This window comes from Campylobacter sp. RKI_CA19_01128 (assembly GCF_025771175.1).
Classification (GTDB): domain Bacteria; phylum Campylobacterota; class Campylobacteria; order Campylobacterales; family Campylobacteraceae; genus Campylobacter_D.
The window spans coordinates 222,180-239,838 of sequence record NZ_JAKMPU010000002.1; the positions used below are offsets into that span (position 1 = coordinate 222,180).

Below are 17,659 nucleotides of genomic sequence, written 5' to 3' on the forward strand. Positions count from 1 at the left end.
ATCTTTAAATATTAATTTTTTAAAATTATATTTGATTTAGTTAAAAGGAAGTTTATATGCGTATTTTAAAACAACCATGCGGAATGTATGAAACAAATTGTTATATTATAGATCATAATAACAAGCAAATTATCATTGATCCAGGTGAAAATGCTTATGAGTTTATCAAAGAAAACGCAAGCAAACCTTTAGCTATTTTAAATACTCATGGTCATTATGATCACGTTTATGATAATGCTAAAGTTAAAAAGGTTTATGAAATTCCACTTTTTATCCATAAAGATGATGCTTTTATGCTAAAAGATCCTTTTAATTATGGTTTTGAGCATTCAAATGCTGATGTGTTGATAGAAAATGAAAATGAATTTAGTATAGATGAGTTTAAGTTTAAATTTCATCATTTTCCAGGGCATACTCCAGGGTGTTGCATGATAGAACTTGTGGGTGAAGATGTGCTTTTTAGTGGGGATTTTTTATTTTATCGTAGTATTGGTAGATGGGACTTTCCTTACTCAGATGCAGCCAAGATGAAAGAGAGTTTGCTTAAAGTTTTAGCTTATGAAAAAGATTTTAGATTACTTCCAGGGCATGGAGAAGAAAGCACTTTAAAAGAAGAACAAAAAGCAATTCCTGCTTGGTTAAGGTATTTTCACTAATGGATAAGGTTTTATATTTTTTAAGTTTTTTGCTGATTTTAAGTGCGGTTTTGAGTTTTTTTAAACCTAAAGAAACAAAAAAGAAATTTTTTCACAAATGCCCATGTTTTAGAGCGGTGGAAAATGGTTTAATGAGTAGAATTTGCATTTATGCAGGAAGTTTTGGTTTTATGTATTCTGTGCTTTATATTGGTTTTGGAGTGTATGATAAAAAGCTTTTTGTGATTTTGCTTTTATCTTTTGCGATATGGTATTTTGCTTGGGTTTTAAAAAAAGAGTAAAAAACTATCATTAAAAATGTTAAAATACTTTTTTAATTATCAAAAAGGGTATCAAAATGAGAAAAAGCATAGCAGAATGGCAAAAACAAGAGCTACTTTTACTTTCTTTGCCTCATGAAAATAGCGATTGGAAGCCTTATTTAGAAGAGATTTTGCAAAGCTATGAAGAATTTGTTAAAGCTGTGGCAGATTTTCAAAAAGTTTTACTTATAGCGCCAAGTGAAAAAGATTTTCAAAGATTTAAACATATAAAAAACGTTGATTTTTTTAAGTGTGATACTAATGATACTTGGATTAGAGATTTTGGTGCAATTGATGTGCTTGAAGATGATAAACTCATAGGGCTTGATTTTACTTTTAATGCTTGGGGCGATAAATTTCAAAGCACTTTAGATAATGCGGTAAATTCAAAACTTTTTGCGCAAAAATTATCTGGAAAATTAGAAAAAATTGATTTTATCTTAGAAGGTGGGAGTATTGATTTTAATGGGCAAGGAGTAATGCTTACAACGAGTGCTTGTTTGTTAAATGAAAATAGAAATTCACATTTAAATAAAGAGCAAATTGAAGCTAAATTAAAAGAAATTTTTGGCTTAAAACAAATTATATGGTTAAATCATGGTTATATAAAAGGCGATGATACTGATCATCATATAGATACTCTAGCAAGATTTATCAATGAAAAAACCATTGCTTATTGTGTGTGTAAAGATGAAAATGATGAGCATTATAAGCCCTTAAAAGCTATGGAGGAAGAACTTAAAAAAACAGGGTTTGATTTATTAGAGCTTCCTTTACCTAAGCCTTTGTATTTTGAAGGTAAAAGGCTTGGTGCTACTTATGCAAATTTTGTTTTTGTTAATGGTGGCTTGATAGTGCCAACTTATAATGATGAAAACGATGCTTTGGTATTAGAAAATTTACAAAAAGCATGTAAAGATAGAAAAGTAGTAGGGGTTGATGCAAGAGTGTTTTTAAGACAAAATGGTTCTTTGCATTGTTCTTGTCAAAACCGCTATGAAGGTCAAAGATGAATTTGCAAAAAAGCGCAACCATCATCGCAAGTGTATGTGCTGTTTTTTTAGCTATTGTTAAATTTATAGTAGGTTTAGCTTCGGGTTCTGTTGCGGTGCTTTCTAGTGCGATTGATTCTTTACTTGATTGTGTGATTTCGGGTTTAAATTTTTTAGCTTTGAAAAAAAGCTCTCAAGGATCTAGTAAAGAATATAATTTTGGCCTTAGTAAAATTGAAGCCTTAATGGGACTTTTTGAAGGTCTTGTGATTAGCGGGATTGGGGTTTATATTTTTTATGAGAGTGTTTTGAAAATTCACAATCAAGAAAGTGTAGAAAAACTTAATCTTGGAATTTATGTCATGGCTTTTGCTATGCTTGTGACTTTGTGTTTGGTAGTTTTTTTAAATTATGTTACCAAAAAAACAAAAAGCTTGATTATAAAAGCTGATAGCTTGCACTATAAAATAGACTTTTTAACTAATGCTCTAACGCTTTTAGCACTTGTGATTATAGCTTTTACAAATTATCATTTTATTGATGGTTTGTTTGGTATAGCTATAAGTTTATATACGATTTTTTCAGCTTTTAAAATTATAAAAGAAAGTTCTAAAATTTTATTAGATGTGGCAATTGATAAAGAACAAGTTGAAGTGATTAAGCAAATTATAAGTGCAAATAAAGAGGTCAAAAGCTTTCATCATTTAAAAACCAGAAAAAGCCCTGATATACTTTATGTTAGTGTGCATTTAGTTTTTGAACCTACAATATCACTTTTAAAAGCTCATAAAATCGGTGATGAGATTGAAGATAATATAAGGGAACATTTTAAAGATGATTTTTGGAATATCCATATACACTTAGACCCTTATGATGATTCAGAAGAAGAAAGGAGTAAAAATGAAATTAGCACTCATACAGCAAGAATTTAAACAAAATAAAGAAAAAACTATAGAAAAAACATGCGAACTTATCAAACAAGCAGCAAAAGAAAAAGCTGAACTTGTATGCTTGCAAGAGCTTCATCAAACGCAGTATTTTTGTCAAAGTGAAAATACAGACTTTTTTGATTTGGCAAATGACTATGAAGAAGATGTTAAATTTTGGTCTAATGTGGCTAGGGAAAATAAAGTTGTTTTGGTAACTTCTTTATTTGAAAAAAGAAGCGCAGGACTTTATCATAATACTAGCGTGGTATTTGAAAAAGATGGCTCCATAGCAGGTAAATACCGTAAAATGCATATTCCTGATGATCCTTGTTTTTATGAAAAATTTTATTTTACTCCAGGTGATTTGGGTTTTGAACCTATACAAACAAGCGTTGGAAAGCTTGGAGTTTTAATATGTTGGGATCAATGGTATCCTGAAGCTGCTAGATTAATGGCTTTAAAAGGGGCTCAAATTTTGATTTACCCTACTGCTATAGGTTGGTTTGATAAGGATGAAAAAGAAGAAAAACAAAGACAACTTGAAGCTTGGATAGGTGTACAAAGAGGTCATGCTATAGCTAATGGCTTGCCTGTGGTGGCTGTAAATAGAGTAGGTTTTGAAAAAGATGAAAGCGGTGTCGAAGATGGCATAAGATTTTGGGGAAATTCTTTTGTTTTTGGGGCTCAAGGCGAAGAGCTTTTTAGAGCCGATGATAAACAAGAGTTTTGTAAAATCGTTGAAATTGATATGCAAAGATGTGAAAATGTGCGTAGATGGTGGCCGTTTTTACGTGATAGACGCATAGAGTATTTTCATGAATTAAATAAAAGATTTATTGACTAAAAGGAGAAAAAATGAAAAAAGTTTTAGTGCCTTTGGCAAAAGGTTTTGAAGAAGCTGAATTTATAGGTATAGCTGATGTTTTAAAAAGAGCAGGGGAGGCTAGTGGGAATTTAGAAGTAATTATTGCTTCACTAGATGATGAGCTTTTAGTGCAAGGAGCTAATGGAATTTGTATAAGGGCTGATGTGAGTTTAGCTAGTGTTGATCAAGAAAATTTAGACGCAATTGCTTTGGCAGGTGGATTTGAAGGTATGATGAATTTAAAAAACAATCAAGCTATCATAAAAATCATACAAGATTTACATGCTAAGAAAAAAATCGTAGCGGCTATTTGTGCTTCACCTATGGTGTTAGCTAAAGCAGGGGTGATTAATGGAGAGTTTTCTTGCTATCCTGGTTGTGAAGTAGGTATTGAAGGAACTAGAGTAAATAAAGCAGTTGTGGTAAATGAAAATGTCATCACAGCAGCTGGGCCTGCTACGGCTATTTTATTTGGTTTGGAGCTTGCTAAGCATTTATGCTCAGAAGAAATTTATCAAAAACTTTATGAAGGTATGCTTGTTCCTTTGACAAAATAAACCCTCGCTAATGAGGGTTTAGCTTATATTTGTTTCATAAGCTTGGTGATTTCACCCTCATGAGGAAATCTATCTACTTCGCAGTTAAACAAGTCTTTTTTAGAGTAAATGATTTTGCCATCTACTTCTACTATAAAATGCCCACCACCTTTTTCTATGGTAGAAATTTGCGCATCTTTGAATTCATTTTGTATTTCTTCTGCAACCCTTGCAGCTTGTGGTTTGTAATTTCAAAGATTACAATAATAAATTTTTACTTCCATTTTTTACTCCTTTTTTGAAAGTAAGCTATTATACATTTTTTATGCTTGTAAGTTTTAAATTTAAGGTTTTTTTTTATAATAATAAAAAAATACAAGGGAAAATATGAGCCAATTTACACATTTGCATTTACATACAGAATATTCTTTACTTGATGGAGCAAATAAACTCAAAGAGCTTGCTAAAACTCTAAAAGCGCAAGGTGCAACAAGTGTTGCTATGACTGATCATGGAAATATGTTTGGGGCTATTGATTTTTATAAAACGATGAGGGCTGAAGGGATTAAACCTATCATAGGGCTTGAAGCGTATTTGCATAATCATGATGATTTAAGCGATAAAAGCTCAAGACAACGCTTTCATATTTGTTTATTTGCTAAAAATGAAATTGGCTATAAAAATTTGATGTATTTAAGCTCGCAAAGCTATATACATGGTTTGTATTATTACCCAAGGATTAATAAAAAGCTATTAGAAGCACATAGTGAGGGTTTGATTTGTTCTTCTGCATGTTTGCAAGGTGAGGTTAATTGGCATTTAAATACCAAAAATGAAAGAAATTTAAAATTTGGCGCAAAAGGTTATGAAGGTGCAAAAGAAGCTGCGCTTTGGTATAAAAAGGTTTTTGGAGATGATTTTTACCTTGAGATTATGCGTCATGGTATTGATGATCAAAAATTTATCGATGATTCTATCATTAAACTTGCTAAAGAGCTTGATATAAAAATCATCGCAACTAATGATACACATTATACTTTTAAAGAAAGAGCAGCTGCACATGAAGTATTTATGTGTATAGCTATGGGGGTTAAGCTTGATGATCCAGGGCGTTTAAGACATGAAGTGCATGAGTTTTATGTAAAAACACCAGAGCAAATGAGTGAGCTTTTTGCTGATATTCCTGAGGCTATTGAAAATACTCAAGAAATAGCTAATAAATGCAATCTAGAATTAAAACTAGGCGATCCTACCCCACCAAATTTTAAATTTACCCGTGAATATGCAAAAAAATACGGCTTAAGTTTAAGTCAAGAAGATCAAGAATTTAGCTTTGATAATGATGATATAGTTTTTGAGTATCTTTGTAAAAAGGGCTTAGAAGAAAGACTTCAATTTATCGATGAAAGTAAACACCAAGAGTATAAAGATAGACTTGATTTAGAAATTAGTATTATTAAAAATATGAAATTTTCAGGTTATATGTTAATCGTTCATGATTTTATCGCCGCAGCTAAGGAAAAAGATATACCAGTTGGCCCAGGGCGTGGGAGTGCTGCAGGGAGTTTAGTTTCGTATTGTTTAAAAATTACAGATTTAGATCCTATACCTTATAATCTTCTTTTTGAGAGATTTTTAAATCCTGAGCGTGTATCAATGCCCGATATTGACGTGGATTTTTGCCAAGATAGAAGAGGGGAAGTGATTGATTATGTTATTGATAAATACGGAGCTGAAAAGGTTGCGCAAGTCATTACCTTTGGTAAGCTTTTAGCAAAGGGAGTAATCCGTGATGTGGCTAGGGTTTGTGATATGAGTATACCTGATGCGGATGCTTTGGCAAAATTAGTTCCTGAAGAGCTAAAAATCACTTTAGAAAAAGCTTATGAGCAAGAACCAAAAATCGCTGAATTTGTAAATTCTCATCCAAAAGGACGTCAAGTTTGGGACTTTGCTAAAGCATTAGAGGGTTTAAATAGAAATGCAGGTATGCACGCAGCCGGAGTTGTGATATCAAATGAAGCTTTGTGGAATAAAGCTCCACTGTTTAGACAAAGCAAAAACGATGAGCGTCATTTGGTTACGCAGTATTCTAAAGAATATCTTGAAGATGTAGATTTAATCAAATTTGACTTTTTGGGTTTAAAAACTCTTACAGTAATTGATAATGCGATTAAGCTAGTGAAAAAGCGATATGGTAAAGATGTAATTTGGGAAAAGATTGATATGAATGATCCTAAGGTTTATAAAACCATACAAAGTGGTAATACTTTAGGAATTTTCCAAATAGAATCAGGTGGTATGCAAAGTTTGAATGCTAGGTTAAAGCCTGAAAGATTTGAGGATTTAATCGCGGTTTTAGCTTTATACAGACCAGGGCCACTTGATAGTGGGATGGTGGATGATTTTATCGATATTAAGCATGGTAGAAAGGCTGCAACTTATGCATTTGAAGATTTAAAACCTATACTTGAAAATACATATGGGGTTATAGTTTATCAAGAGCAGGTTATGCAAATAGTGCAAAAAATCGGTGGTTTTTCTTTGGGCGGGGCTGATAATGTGCGCCGTGCTATGGGTAAGAAAAAAAGAGAAATTTTGGATAATCTTAAAGCAGAGTATCTGGAAGGAGCTAAAAAACAAGGCTATGATGAGAAAAAGGCTGATGATTTATTTGAGCTTATTTTGAAATTTGCTGAATATGGTTTTAACAAATCTCACTCGGCTGCTTACGCACTTATAACCTTTCAAACAGCGTATTTAAAAACTTATTATCCAAGTGAGTTTATGGCTGCGCTTTTAACAAGTGAAGAAAGTAATGTAGATAAGGTCGCAAAATATATCGAAGAGATGAAAAGAATGAACATCAAGCTTTTGCCACCAAGTATTAACAAAGCCCAAAGAGAATTTAGTGCAACTAAGCTTGAAGATGGTTCTGAAGCTATTATTTATGGACTTGGAGCGATTAAAAGTGTGGGAATTCCTGCGATAGAAAATATCATGGCAATTCGCAAGGAAGAAGGTTTTAGTGATTTTGATGATTTTATAAGTTCGATTGATCCTACTAAGATTAATAAAAAAACCATAGAAAATTTAGCTAAATCAGGTGCTTTTGATGAGTTTGGCTATACTAGAAAATGCTTGGTGGATAATCTTGAGCTTATTTCGGAAACAAGTAGGAAAATTGCTGAAGTTAAAAGAAATTCCACTGCTTCACTTTTTGGAGAAGAGGAAATAGCTGCAGATATCAAAGTAGGGCTTCATGATAGTAAAATCGAATTTGAACTAATGGAAAAACTAGGCTATGAAAAAGAAATTTTGGGAATTTATGTATCAGGCCATCCTTTGGATAAATTTGTAAGTCAAATAGAAGGCATAGAGTATTTTAAAAGTATGGACTTTGAAACACTTAAAGGCGAGGGTGAGCTTTTGGTTGTAGGGAAGATTGAAGATTTTAAATCGATGATGAGTAAAAGCGGTAAAAGATATGCCAAGGCTGTGGTTTTAGACTTTTATTCTACTTTTGATATGATTATTTTTGAAGCTCAAGTAGAAAAAGTTGAAGCACTTTTTAAAGAAAGCAAAGATGAAGCCTTTGCCTTTTTACTAAGATATAAAAACAACGACAATGACTTAAGCTTTAGTTTAAATGAAATTTACACCCTAGAAGAAGCAAAGGAAAATGAGCTAAAATCTTTTAGTAAGAAAAAAAGCTTTGTAAAAAAAGAAAACAAAGAAGAATTTACCCAAGAGCCTATGAAATTTGAAGAAAATATCATAGAACTTGATATTAACAAGCTTAGTAAAGATATGGTGTATGAAATTTATGATCTAGCTAATACAAGGCACAATCCAAAAGATACTAATAACAAAAAGCTTGTGCTAAAAGTACTTGATATGGGTAGTTGCTTGCTTTATCATACAAATTTTGTTCTCTCGCAAGAAGCTATGGATGTGATAGCTCAAAAATGTAAAGGTTAAAATATAGACACTGAAAGTCCATTTTATATAGTATAATTATATCAATACAATATAAAAAGGATAAAAAATGGCTTTAGCGCTTGAGACTATTCAAGATTATACCATCCAAAAAGGTAAAAAATCTTTTTGGATGTGTTTTAACACTCCAAACAATGATTTTCATGTCAATAAAACAAAACATAGTGATTTGTTTGACAAAGACAAGACAGATTACAAAGCTAGAGATGAATTTTTAGCTTTTATGAAAGAAAATTTTCCAAAAACAAAACTAACTATGGTATTTGATACGGCTCCAGTGGGGTATTTGTCGTATCCTTATTTAGGTAGTCTTGCTGTTGATTGTGAGGAAAATGATGAGGTTTATAAGGCTATAAACAAAAAATACGAAGATGAAAACTGCATGCCAAAATCTATGAATGCAGTTTTTTGGGAAATGAGCCTTGAAGTAGCTAAAGAGCTACATGAAGCTAGGAAATTTGATTATGAAAATTTTTAAAGGTAAAAAATGCAAATACAAACTTATATAAAAGAAGCTTTAGACAAAGCAGAGGTAATCATCATCACAGCTGGAGCTGGCATGGGGGTAGATAGTGGTTTGCCTGATTTTAGAGGAAAAGAAGGTTTTTGGAGAGCTTATCCGCATTTGCAAAAACTAGGTATAGACTTTGAACGCATGGCTAATCCTACAAATTTTTATACAAATGCACAGCTTGCTTGGGCTTTTTATGGACATAGATTTAAGTTGTATAAAGATACTAAGCCACATAAAGGTTATGAGATACTTTTAAAACTTGCAAAAAGCAAACAAGATTATTATGTCGTTACGACTAATGTAGATGGGCATTTTAAAAAGGCTGGCTTTGATGAGAATAAAATTTATGAATTTCATGGAAATATAAATTACTTGCAATGTTTTAATTATGCATGTGGTGATTTGATCTGGCAAATGCAAGAGGAATTAGATATAGATATGGAAAATTTCAAAGCTTTATCTTTGCCAAAATGTCCTAGATGTCAAGGCTTGGCAAGGCCAAATATCTTGATGTTTAATGATGGTAGTTTTAATGATAGCCGTTATTTTTTACAAAAGCAAAGTTATAAAAACTGGCTTAAACCCTTAGAGGATAAAAACATCTTGTTTATAGAGCTTGGAGCTGGTAAAGCTGTGCCTAGTATGCGTATGTTTGGCGAGGATTTTTGTAAAAAAAGCAAAGCTAGAACACTTTTGAGGATCAATCCAAATGAGTGTGATTTTCCAAAGTTTTTTAGAAATGGCATAGGGCTTAAGATGAAAGCTTTGGAAGCTTTGGAAATGATAGATAGCTTGATATAATAAGCTTAAAGTTTAGAAAGGCTATAAATGATTGAAAAAGAAAACGAAGTAAAATCTTGCGTTGTGAGTTTGAAAGAGTTGGTGCGTGGTAAAGTGGGTAGTGAAAATGATCAAAATAAGGAAAAATCAAAGATATTTTCAGAAAATAATTTTTCTTTAAACATACCTGATTATCAACGCCCTTATACTTGGGAGAAAAAGCATGTTAAAATTCTTTTAAAAGATATAAGCGAACAAATAGATAAAAATCAAAACAAACAAGATACCAAAAACCAAAAATATCTTTTAGGAAGTTTGATATTGCATACAGAAAATACAGAAAATACAGAAAAAAAGTTTAATATAGTAGATGGCCAACAACGCCTTACTACTTTGGCTTTGATTTTAAGAGTTTTATGTAAATGTAATTTTTTAAATAATGTTGAATACTCTCATAATGAGTCAAAATACCATATCAAAGAAAATTACGAGTATATAAAAGCTTATTTCGAAAGTTATAGTGATGAAAAACGTAAGTTTTTAAAATTTCTTTTAAAAAATATAGAATTTATCTGCGTTTTAGCTCCAAGTGAAGATGATGCGTTTTTGTTTTTTGATAGTGCAAATTCAAAAGGAAAAGACTTAAAATCATACGATCTTATAAAGGCTTTTCATTTGCATTCTTTAGAGAAAAATCAAGGTGGTATGCTAGGTTATTATGCAAGGAAATTTGAAAATCTTGCAAAAGATGAAAGGAAAATCACTATTTTATTTGATGAGCTTTTAGCACCTGCTAGAGCATGGTTAAAAAATAAAAACATTAGAGTAGATGAAATTAAAACAGAACAAATATATGAAGAGTTTTGTAAAGAATTTTTTAGCGATAAATTCCTTTATAGCAAGGAAGATTTAGGAATTTTAAGTAGTTTTGCTAACGGGGTGGATTTTTTTGAGTATTTGTTTAAATATAATGAGTGTTTTAATAAAGTTATAAAACAAAATGAAATTTATGAAAGTCTAAATATAGATACTTTTTTATATTGCAGATCTGTTTATGCAATTGCTACGATGATTTATTTTTCTAAATTTCCAAATGGCAATAGTGATTATTTTTTAGCCTTGCTTGCAAGAGCTACTTTTAGTCCAAGATTTTATAATATAAAAATCACTAGAGGTATTCAAAAAAAATATGCTTTAGAATTTTTAGAAAAAGTGTATTTTGTATCTTTTGAAGAGGAATTAGAGCAAAATTTACTTGATTTTATCCAAGAAAAAATGATTTTAGAAAAAGAATTTTATAAAAAAAATGAAAATATGCTTGAAAAAGCAAAAAGAAACTACTACTTGAATATTATTGAAAATTACTATAAAAATAAAAATCTTGAAAAAAATATTCCATTGCATTATGTGCAATATAAAAACAAGGAAAGGAATAAGTAATGAATAATAAAGCAAATATTAAAAATATTAGTGGAGTAGAAGAAATTTTTTTTGAAATTCCACCTTATCAAAGACTATATGAGTGGAATAAAGAGCAAATACAAACCTTACTTAATGATATAAAAACTAAATTTGATGAAAATAAGAAAGATGAAAATTACTTTATCGGTAATGTAGTGGTAAGTAAAAAATCTGTTAAAAAAGATCAGAAAGGTGATGTTAAATATTTACTCATAGATGGCCAACAACGCTTAACAACTTTGTTTTTGATAGGATTTTTTCTTTCTTATAAAAATCCAACTTATAAAAATCCAAGCGATCAGCCAAAGTGGAAAGAATTTATAATGCAAAGTGATAAACTTAGAATCTCCATGCCTATAAGAGAAAAAGAAGAAGAAGTTCTAAAAGAATTTGCTAAATTTTGTAAAGATAATCAAAATAATGAGAGAGAAAATAATATTTTTTTACAAGAAATTAAAAAATTTCCACAGGATATATGCCAAAACATACCACAAGCTTTAGAAACTATAGTAAATTGGTTTGAAGAGAATATCAAAGAAAATACTAATGAATTTTCCGATGAATTTTCTAATTTTATTTATAACAATTTTTCTAATTTTATTTATAACAATGTAAAATTTGTTTTTGTAGAATTAGCCCAAAATACTGACTTAAATCGCTTTTTTATCCGTATGAATAACCGCGGCAAACAACTAGAAAAACATGAAATTTTAAAAGCAAGATTGCTTTCTAAATTTATTAATGAAGATGAAAGCAAGAGAACTCTTTATGCTCATATATGGGATATTTGCTCACAAATGGACAATTACATCTTTCAAAAAGCTAGTGATAGAAAGATTTCTAAGCTAAATGAAAGCAATGGAGATGAAAATACTATTGAGAAGATTATAGGAAATTACCAACAAAAAATTACAAAAAAAGATGATGATGAAGATAAATCTAAATTTAAATCCATAGTGGATTTTCCTACTTTTTTATTGCATGTTTATAAAATTTGCAATAAAAAAGATATTGCTATAGATAAAAATAAGCTTTTAGAGATTATAAAAATAGAAGAAAAAGAAGCTAAAAATTTCATAGAAAATCTTTTAAAATATAGAATTTTATTTGATTATTTTGTTATTAAAAGTCAAGATGATATGGAAAATTCTTATAAGATTAGAAAATTAGATAAGGAAAATAAAACATGCACAATAAGTAAAGATTTTGATGATCTTGCTATGGTGCAAAGTTATCTACGCGTAGCAAGAAGTGGTATGTCTAATAATCATCATCACTGGCTTACTCCGTTTTTGAAATTTTTAGATAAATTATATAAAGAGATCAAATTTAACTTTTCATTTGATAAGTTAAGCGATGATGAAAATATAATCAATAAAATACAAATAAAAGATGGTAATATTAATTTTGATGATTTTATCACAAGCGATAAAAATGTTGATCAGAAAAATCTAATATCTTTCCTTGAAAATTTAGACACAGCTTTAGCTAAAGAGCAACTGCAAAATAATGATTTAATTAGTAAAGTTAATGAAATTTTACAAGATTCACAAAAGAAAAATGATGAAAACTTTCAAATAGATAATTTTTTCAAAAAAGAAAAATGCATATTAGATCAAGGAACAGCGACTTTGCATTATTGGTTTTATCGTTTGGAGTATTATTTGTGGAAAGATGCTAAAGTTGATAATAATAATAAAGTTAAAATATGTGGTAAAGAAACGGATAAGATAAAATTTGATAATTTTTATTTTAGAAATTTAAATTCCATAGAGCATGTGCAAGCACAGAGTAAAGCACAAGGATGGGGAGAAGTAGACAATTTTGGAAATTTAGCTCTTATTAGCTCTAGTTTTAACTCATCTTTGAATAACCAAGATGTGCCAAGTAAGTATAGAGATTTTCAAAAAAGATATATAGATGATACTAAAAAAGCAGTTATATCTTTAAAACTATGGCTTATATATGCACTAGCTAAAGATAATGATGAAATTACTTGGACTTTTGTAAAAGCTAAAAAACACAAAATCCAAATGTTAAAAATTCTAAAAAATTCTTTCAAAAGCAATTAAGATAAAGCCTTAGGCTTTATCTTTTCATAAATTTAGCAAGGACTTTGTTTTTGCTTCTTATCTTACGAAAATACTCTTTTGATAAGATATCTTTTAAAATTTTAGCATTGTTGTAGCTTAGATTAGTTTTTCTTTGTATGTAAGAAATGGCTTTATTTGCTAAATTTTTCTCTCTTGATTTTTTTATCAAAGTCTTATCTAAAGTAGCTATTTTAGGCATATTTTTGATAAATTCTAGATACTCTTCTTTGCTTTCAAAGGGAGAATCTTCAAAACTAAATGGAACCTGATTTGGCATTTTTTCCTTTTTCATTTTTTCCTCCATATTTTTAAAATGATATTCTAGCATAAAATATAGACAATCTTAGTCTATAAAATTCTAATACAATTTCATTTTACAAAGGAAAGTGATGAAAGAAGTTAGGATTGTTATCGATGATGAATTTGATCATGTAAGAGATTTTCAAAATGACTTTGCAGCGGTAAAAAAAGCTGGCAAGTATAGCTTTATAAATAGCAGTGGAGAATTAATTTGTGATTTTTTATATGATGAGGTTTTAAATTTTAGTCAAAATTTAGCAGGTGTTATGATAAATGACAAATGGGGTTTTATAGATACTAAAGCTAAAGTGGTGGTGGATCTTATATATGATGATGTTTGTAGTTTTTCAAATGATTATGCGCTTTTGCGACAAGGAAATGAAAATATCATCATAGATACTCAAGCAAATATCATTTTAAAGACTGAATATGATGGCATTATAAGACTTAGTAATAAGCTTTTTAAGATCAAAAAAGGCGATGTGTTTGCATTGATCGATCAGAATGGAAATTTTTTAAGTGATTTTGAGTTTTTAAGTATAAAAAGACTAAATGAAAGATTATTTTTATACAAGCAAAAGATCAATGGCAAGTTTAAATGTGGAGTTTTGAATGAATTTGCAAAGCTTGTTTTAGAGGCTAAATTTGATGATATTAGCTTGATAAATGATGAGTATTTGCTAGTGTTTGATGGGTTTTTGTATGGTTTGTTTGATGTAAATTTAAATTGCATTTTTGAACCTATGTATAAGGATGTGAAATTTATAGCCAAAGATATGATCAAAGTCAGGGTAGGGACTAAATATACTTTGGTAGATAAAAACAAAAATGAGCTTAGTAAGAATAGTTTTGATTTTATGAAGATTATTGATGATGAGCTTGTTTTGTTTTTAGAAAATTCTAAATTTGGTTTCATGGATCAAAATGGGATGTTAATTTGTGAAGCTAAATTTGATGAAGTTGGAGAATTTGTTGGTGGATTAGCTTGCGTAAAGATAGCTAATAAATACGGCTTTATAGATAAAAATGCCAAAATCATCATCGATGTGATGTATGATGAGCTTAGGTTTTTTAGTGAGAATTTAGCAGCCTTTTGTGCGAGAGGAAAATGGGGTTTTATCAATACAAAAGGAAAAACCATCATAGAAGCAAGATACGATGATGTAATTAGCTTTAGCGAAGGTTTGGCTGTAGTAAAAAAAGATGGTAAATACGGCTATATTAATAAAAAAGGAAAAATCATCATAGAAGCAAAATACGATGAGGCAAATAGCTTTAGCGAAGGCATAGCAAGTGTAAAAAAAGACAATAGATATTTTTTGATCAATCAAAATGATGAGATACTTTGTGAGCATGAGTATGAGTATATGTCTTGTTTTAGTTGTGGTTTGGCATTAGTTTTAACAAGTGATGGTTTTATTTATGTGGATAAAAATGCAAATATTGTTATAAAAGAGTATTTTGATGAGGCGTTTGATTTTAAAGAAGGTTTGGCACAAGTTTGTATAGATAATCAATGGGGTTTTATTAACACAAATGGAGAATTTGTGCTTGATTTGCAGTTTGAAAATGTAAATGATTTGGGTAATGGAATTTACGAGCTTAGTAAAAATGGACATAAATTTTACTTAGAATACAACGGAAAAATAACCCTTAATCCTTTTTCTCAAAGACAAATTGCATGTATAAGCAAGGATATAGGCTGGAGAATTTTAAGGTTGCTAGAGTTGAAAGAGTAAAATTTGATCTTAAAAGAATGTGCTTAAAATACATTTAACAATCGAAGTTAATGTATTTTAAAACATTTATTTTTATGGTTTTTTTGATTTTTAAATTTATCATATTAACTATCTTATCTTTTATTGCTAATATTAGATTGTTATCTAGTATTATGATTTGATTATATTTGATTTTTACAATAATCTTTCCTTTTTTATCTATAAGACCCCATTTATCACTTTGTTTAACTTTGGCAAAACCTTTGTTAAAATGACTTACTTCATCGTATTGTGCTTTGATAATTAGCTTTTCATTTTTATCTATAAAACCAAATTTTTTATTAATCAAGATTGAAGCTAATCCATCGTGAAAATAACTCACGATATTTTCTTTGTTTAATATTAAATATAATCCAATTTTTGAAGCACCTTGTATGTCAAAAAAAGCTAGATCATCATCTAAACCATCTATAAAATCATACTTTGCTTCTATGACTAAATTCCCTTTTTTATCTATAAAACCCCATTTATTATCAATTTCAACTGCAGCCATTCCTTGAAAAAAGTCTTTGGTTTTATTGTATTTAGTATCTATAGCAATTTCCCCTTTTTTATCTATAAAACCACATTTTCCATTAAGCTCAACCCTAGCTAAACCTTCGTTAAAATCATAAGCATTATCATACTTTGCATCTATGATTAAATTCCCTTTTTTATCTATAAAACCCCATTTATCTTTTAAACAAATAGTTGTTAAATTTTCTTTATATTTTTTTATGTTTTTAAATTTAGTTTGTGTTGTAATATTTTCATCAATTTTATAAGGAAAATTTATTTTTATAATATTTCCTTTTTTATTTACAAAGCTATTTTCATCTCCATTATATATTCTAAATAAACCATTATAAAAGCTTTTGGAATTGATACTTCCTTTTAATTCTTTTATAAATTGTGCGTTTGAATCAATTAGAATTGATTTAAAAACAATATGCTGATTTTTTGTATTGTGTATTTTTAAATTTATATAATATATTTTCTTTGCATTTAGCACTCCAAAACCATGATATTCTATATCAAAGTTTTGATATGTGAAGGTGCTTTTAGGTTGTTTAGTGGTGAGCATTGTTTAAATTGTTATTATTTTGTTTTAGTTGCATAATAGATTTTTTATTGGCAAGTTTTAAAAGTGTTGTTTTCACATGTTTTCCTTTTTTGATTGATATAATATTTTATTATAATGTATTTTTATAGACTACTGCTGTCTAGTTTGATGATTTTTGCTTAGAGATTGATATAAAAACTCTAAGCAGTAACTTTTAATATAGTTATTATTTTACAAGCTCTTCTAAATGTTTTAAAATTTTTACCATGGCTAAAGTATCAAGTTTGCAGTATTCTAGTAAGGCTTGGCGGAGAGCTTTTCTTTCGTTTTCATCCATATTTTGCATAGTTTCAAAACTTTTCATAGCTTCGCTTTTATTATGGATTAAATCTAAATTATTATAAGCTTGCATTATAAGCAAGCACACAAATATTTTAAATTAATTTAGGTTTTTTAGTTTTAATTCTTCGCCTTTTTTAAGTAAAAATAAATTCGTATCAAATTTTAGTATCTCACTATAACAACAATTTTCATCTATATCTGCAAAACCCATGTAATCATATTCATAATCACCAACAAGATTCAAGACAATATCATACTCTGTTTCTATAACTAAATTTCCTTGCTTGTCTACAAAACCACATTTTCCATTAAGCTTAACTCCAGCTAAACCTTCGTTAAAGTTTGAAACGCCATCATATTTTGCTTCTATAACTAAATTTCCTTGCTTGTCTACAAAGCCCCATTTTTCATTAAGCTTAACTCCAGCTAAACCTTCGTTAAAGCTTAAAGCATCATCATATTTTGTTTCTATAACTAAATTTCCTTGTTTATCTACAAAACCACATTTTCCATTAAGTACAACATTAGCTAAACCTTCGTTACAAATCCAAACCATATCATATTTTGCTTCTATAACTAAATTTCCTTGCTTATCTATAAAGCCATATTTTCCATTAAGCTTAACTCCAGCTAAATCTTCGCTAAAATCCCAAGCATAATCATACTTTGCTTCTATAACCAAATTTCCTTGTTTATCTACAAAGCCCCATTTTCCATTAAGCTTAACTCCAGCTAAATCTTCGCTAAAATCCCAAACACAATCATACTTTGCTTCTATAACTAAATTTCCTTGTTTATCTATAAATCCACATTTTCCATTAAGCTTAACTCCAGCTAAACCATCATTAAAATTCCAAATATCATCATATTTTGCTTCTATAACTAAATTTCCTTGCTTATCTATAAAGCCCCATTTTTCATTAAGTTTGACTTTTACTAATTCTTCTTCTTTATGATAACTAATTTTATCATATTCAGTATTTATGATTATCTCCCCTTTTTCATCTATAAAACCATAGCCACATTTTTCATAAAACTTAACTCTAGCTAAGTCATTATTATAAAATTTC

General features: G+C 29.4%; 17 protein-coding genes. 12 read left to right on the forward strand and 5 right to left on the reverse strand.

Annotated features, from left to right (window positions below; translation table 11 throughout):
- Window positions 1-56: 56 nt before the first annotated feature.
- From L8U98_RS02800 to L8U98_RS02825, 6 genes are read left to right on the forward strand one after another with little or no spacing between them, the layout of a single operon-like run.
- Window positions 57-656 (forward strand): MBL fold metallo-hydrolase, encoded by a 600-nt coding sequence (locus tag L8U98_RS02800; RefSeq protein ID WP_263663228.1) that lies wholly within the window; start codon window positions 57-59, stop codon window positions 654-656.
- On the forward strand, window positions 656-937 hold the full coding sequence (locus L8U98_RS02805; RefSeq protein ID WP_263678641.1) for a hypothetical protein: 282 nt from the start codon (window positions 656-658) through the stop codon (window positions 935-937). The genes L8U98_RS02800 and L8U98_RS02805 overlap by 1 nt, the downstream gene beginning before the upstream one ends.
- A gap of 56 nt (window positions 938-993) precedes the next feature.
- A complete protein-coding gene (locus tag L8U98_RS02810) occupies window positions 994-1,971 on the forward strand; it encodes an agmatine deiminase family protein (RefSeq protein ID WP_263724865.1) in 978 nt (325 codons plus the stop codon).
- A complete protein-coding gene (locus tag L8U98_RS02815; RefSeq protein WP_263724866.1) occupies window positions 1,968-2,882 on the forward strand; it encodes a cation diffusion facilitator family transporter in 915 nt (304 codons plus the stop codon). The genes L8U98_RS02810 and L8U98_RS02815 overlap by 4 nt, the downstream gene beginning before the upstream one ends.
- Window positions 2,851-3,723, forward strand: coding sequence for an N-carbamoylputrescine amidohydrolase (locus L8U98_RS02820; RefSeq protein WP_263724867.1), 873 nt, complete (start codon window positions 2,851-2,853; stop codon window positions 3,721-3,723). Before L8U98_RS02815 ends, L8U98_RS02820 begins: the two co-directional genes overlap by 32 nt.
- Window positions 3,724-3,734: 11 nt before the next feature.
- Window positions 3,735-4,301 carry a DJ-1 family glyoxalase III gene (locus L8U98_RS02825; protein WP_214097567.1) on the forward strand — a complete coding sequence of 189 codons (567 nt, stop codon included), beginning with the start codon at window positions 3,735-3,737 and terminating at the stop codon, window positions 4,299-4,301.
- Between the two features lie 23 nt (window positions 4,302-4,324).
- On the opposite strand, the gene L8U98_RS02830 is transcribed toward L8U98_RS02825, so the two are convergent.
- Window positions 4,325-4,564, reverse strand: coding sequence for a SelT/SelW/SelH family (seleno)protein (locus L8U98_RS02830; protein WP_257906301.1), 240 nt, complete (start codon window positions 4,562-4,564; stop codon window positions 4,325-4,327).
- Window positions 4,565-4,667: 103 nt separating this feature from the next.
- Here L8U98_RS02830 and dnaE point away from each other — a divergent pair, with 103 nt between their 5' ends.
- From dnaE to L8U98_RS02855, 5 genes are all read left to right on the forward strand, one after another.
- Entirely contained in the window at window positions 4,668-8,261 is a 3,594-nt protein-coding gene (gene dnaE / locus L8U98_RS02835) for a DNA polymerase III subunit alpha (RefSeq protein WP_214126911.1), read from the forward strand.
- Window positions 8,262-8,328: 67 nt separating this feature from the next.
- Window positions 8,329-8,757 (forward strand): hypothetical protein, encoded by a 429-nt coding sequence (locus tag L8U98_RS02840; protein ID WP_214126912.1) that lies wholly within the window; start codon window positions 8,329-8,331, stop codon window positions 8,755-8,757.
- A 9-nt stretch (window positions 8,758-8,766) separates the two neighbouring features.
- Window positions 8,767-9,594: an SIR2 family NAD-dependent protein deacylase gene (locus tag L8U98_RS02845; RefSeq protein WP_263724868.1), complete on the forward strand. Its 828-nt coding sequence runs from the start codon at window positions 8,767-8,769 to the stop codon at window positions 9,592-9,594.
- A 27-nt stretch (window positions 9,595-9,621) separates the two neighbouring features.
- Window positions 9,622-11,013 carry a DUF262 domain-containing protein gene (locus tag L8U98_RS02850; protein WP_263724869.1) on the forward strand — a complete coding sequence of 464 codons (1,392 nt, stop codon included), beginning with the start codon at window positions 9,622-9,624 and terminating at the stop codon, window positions 11,011-11,013.
- Window positions 11,013-13,106, forward strand: coding sequence for a DUF262 domain-containing protein (locus tag L8U98_RS02855; RefSeq protein ID WP_263724870.1), 2,094 nt, complete (start codon window positions 11,013-11,015; stop codon window positions 13,104-13,106). Before L8U98_RS02850 ends, L8U98_RS02855 begins: the two co-directional genes overlap by 1 nt.
- 16 nt (window positions 13,107-13,122) lie before the next feature.
- Here the strand turns inward: L8U98_RS02855 and L8U98_RS02860 are convergent, their stop codons facing one another.
- Window positions 13,123-13,419: a hypothetical protein gene (locus L8U98_RS02860; RefSeq protein ID WP_263724871.1), complete on the reverse strand. Its 297-nt coding sequence runs from the start codon at window positions 13,417-13,419 to the stop codon at window positions 13,123-13,125.
- A 97-nt stretch (window positions 13,420-13,516) separates the two neighbouring features.
- Here L8U98_RS02860 and L8U98_RS02865 point away from each other — a divergent pair, with 97 nt between their 5' ends.
- The gene (locus tag L8U98_RS02865) at window positions 13,517-15,166 is read left to right on the forward strand and encodes a WG repeat-containing protein (protein ID WP_263724872.1); all 1,650 of its coding nucleotides are present in this window, start codon (window positions 13,517-13,519) and stop codon (window positions 15,164-15,166) included.
- Between the two features lie 34 nt (window positions 15,167-15,200).
- Here L8U98_RS02865 and L8U98_RS02870 read toward each other — a convergent pair whose 3' ends face one another.
- The 3 genes from L8U98_RS02870 to L8U98_RS02880 all read right to left on the reverse strand — a co-directional run.
- Entirely contained in the window at window positions 15,201-16,268 is a 1,068-nt protein-coding gene (locus L8U98_RS02870) for a WG repeat-containing protein (RefSeq protein ID WP_214119077.1), read from the reverse strand.
- Window positions 16,269-16,473: 205 nt separating this feature from the next.
- Window positions 16,474-16,611: a hypothetical protein gene (locus L8U98_RS02875; protein WP_220555425.1), complete on the reverse strand. Its 138-nt coding sequence runs from the start codon at window positions 16,609-16,611 to the stop codon at window positions 16,474-16,476.
- Window positions 16,612-16,686: 75 nt separating this feature from the next.
- Window positions 16,687-17,659: WG repeat-containing protein (locus tag L8U98_RS02880; protein ID WP_263724874.1), on the reverse strand; the 973-nt coding region annotated here is incomplete at its 5' end.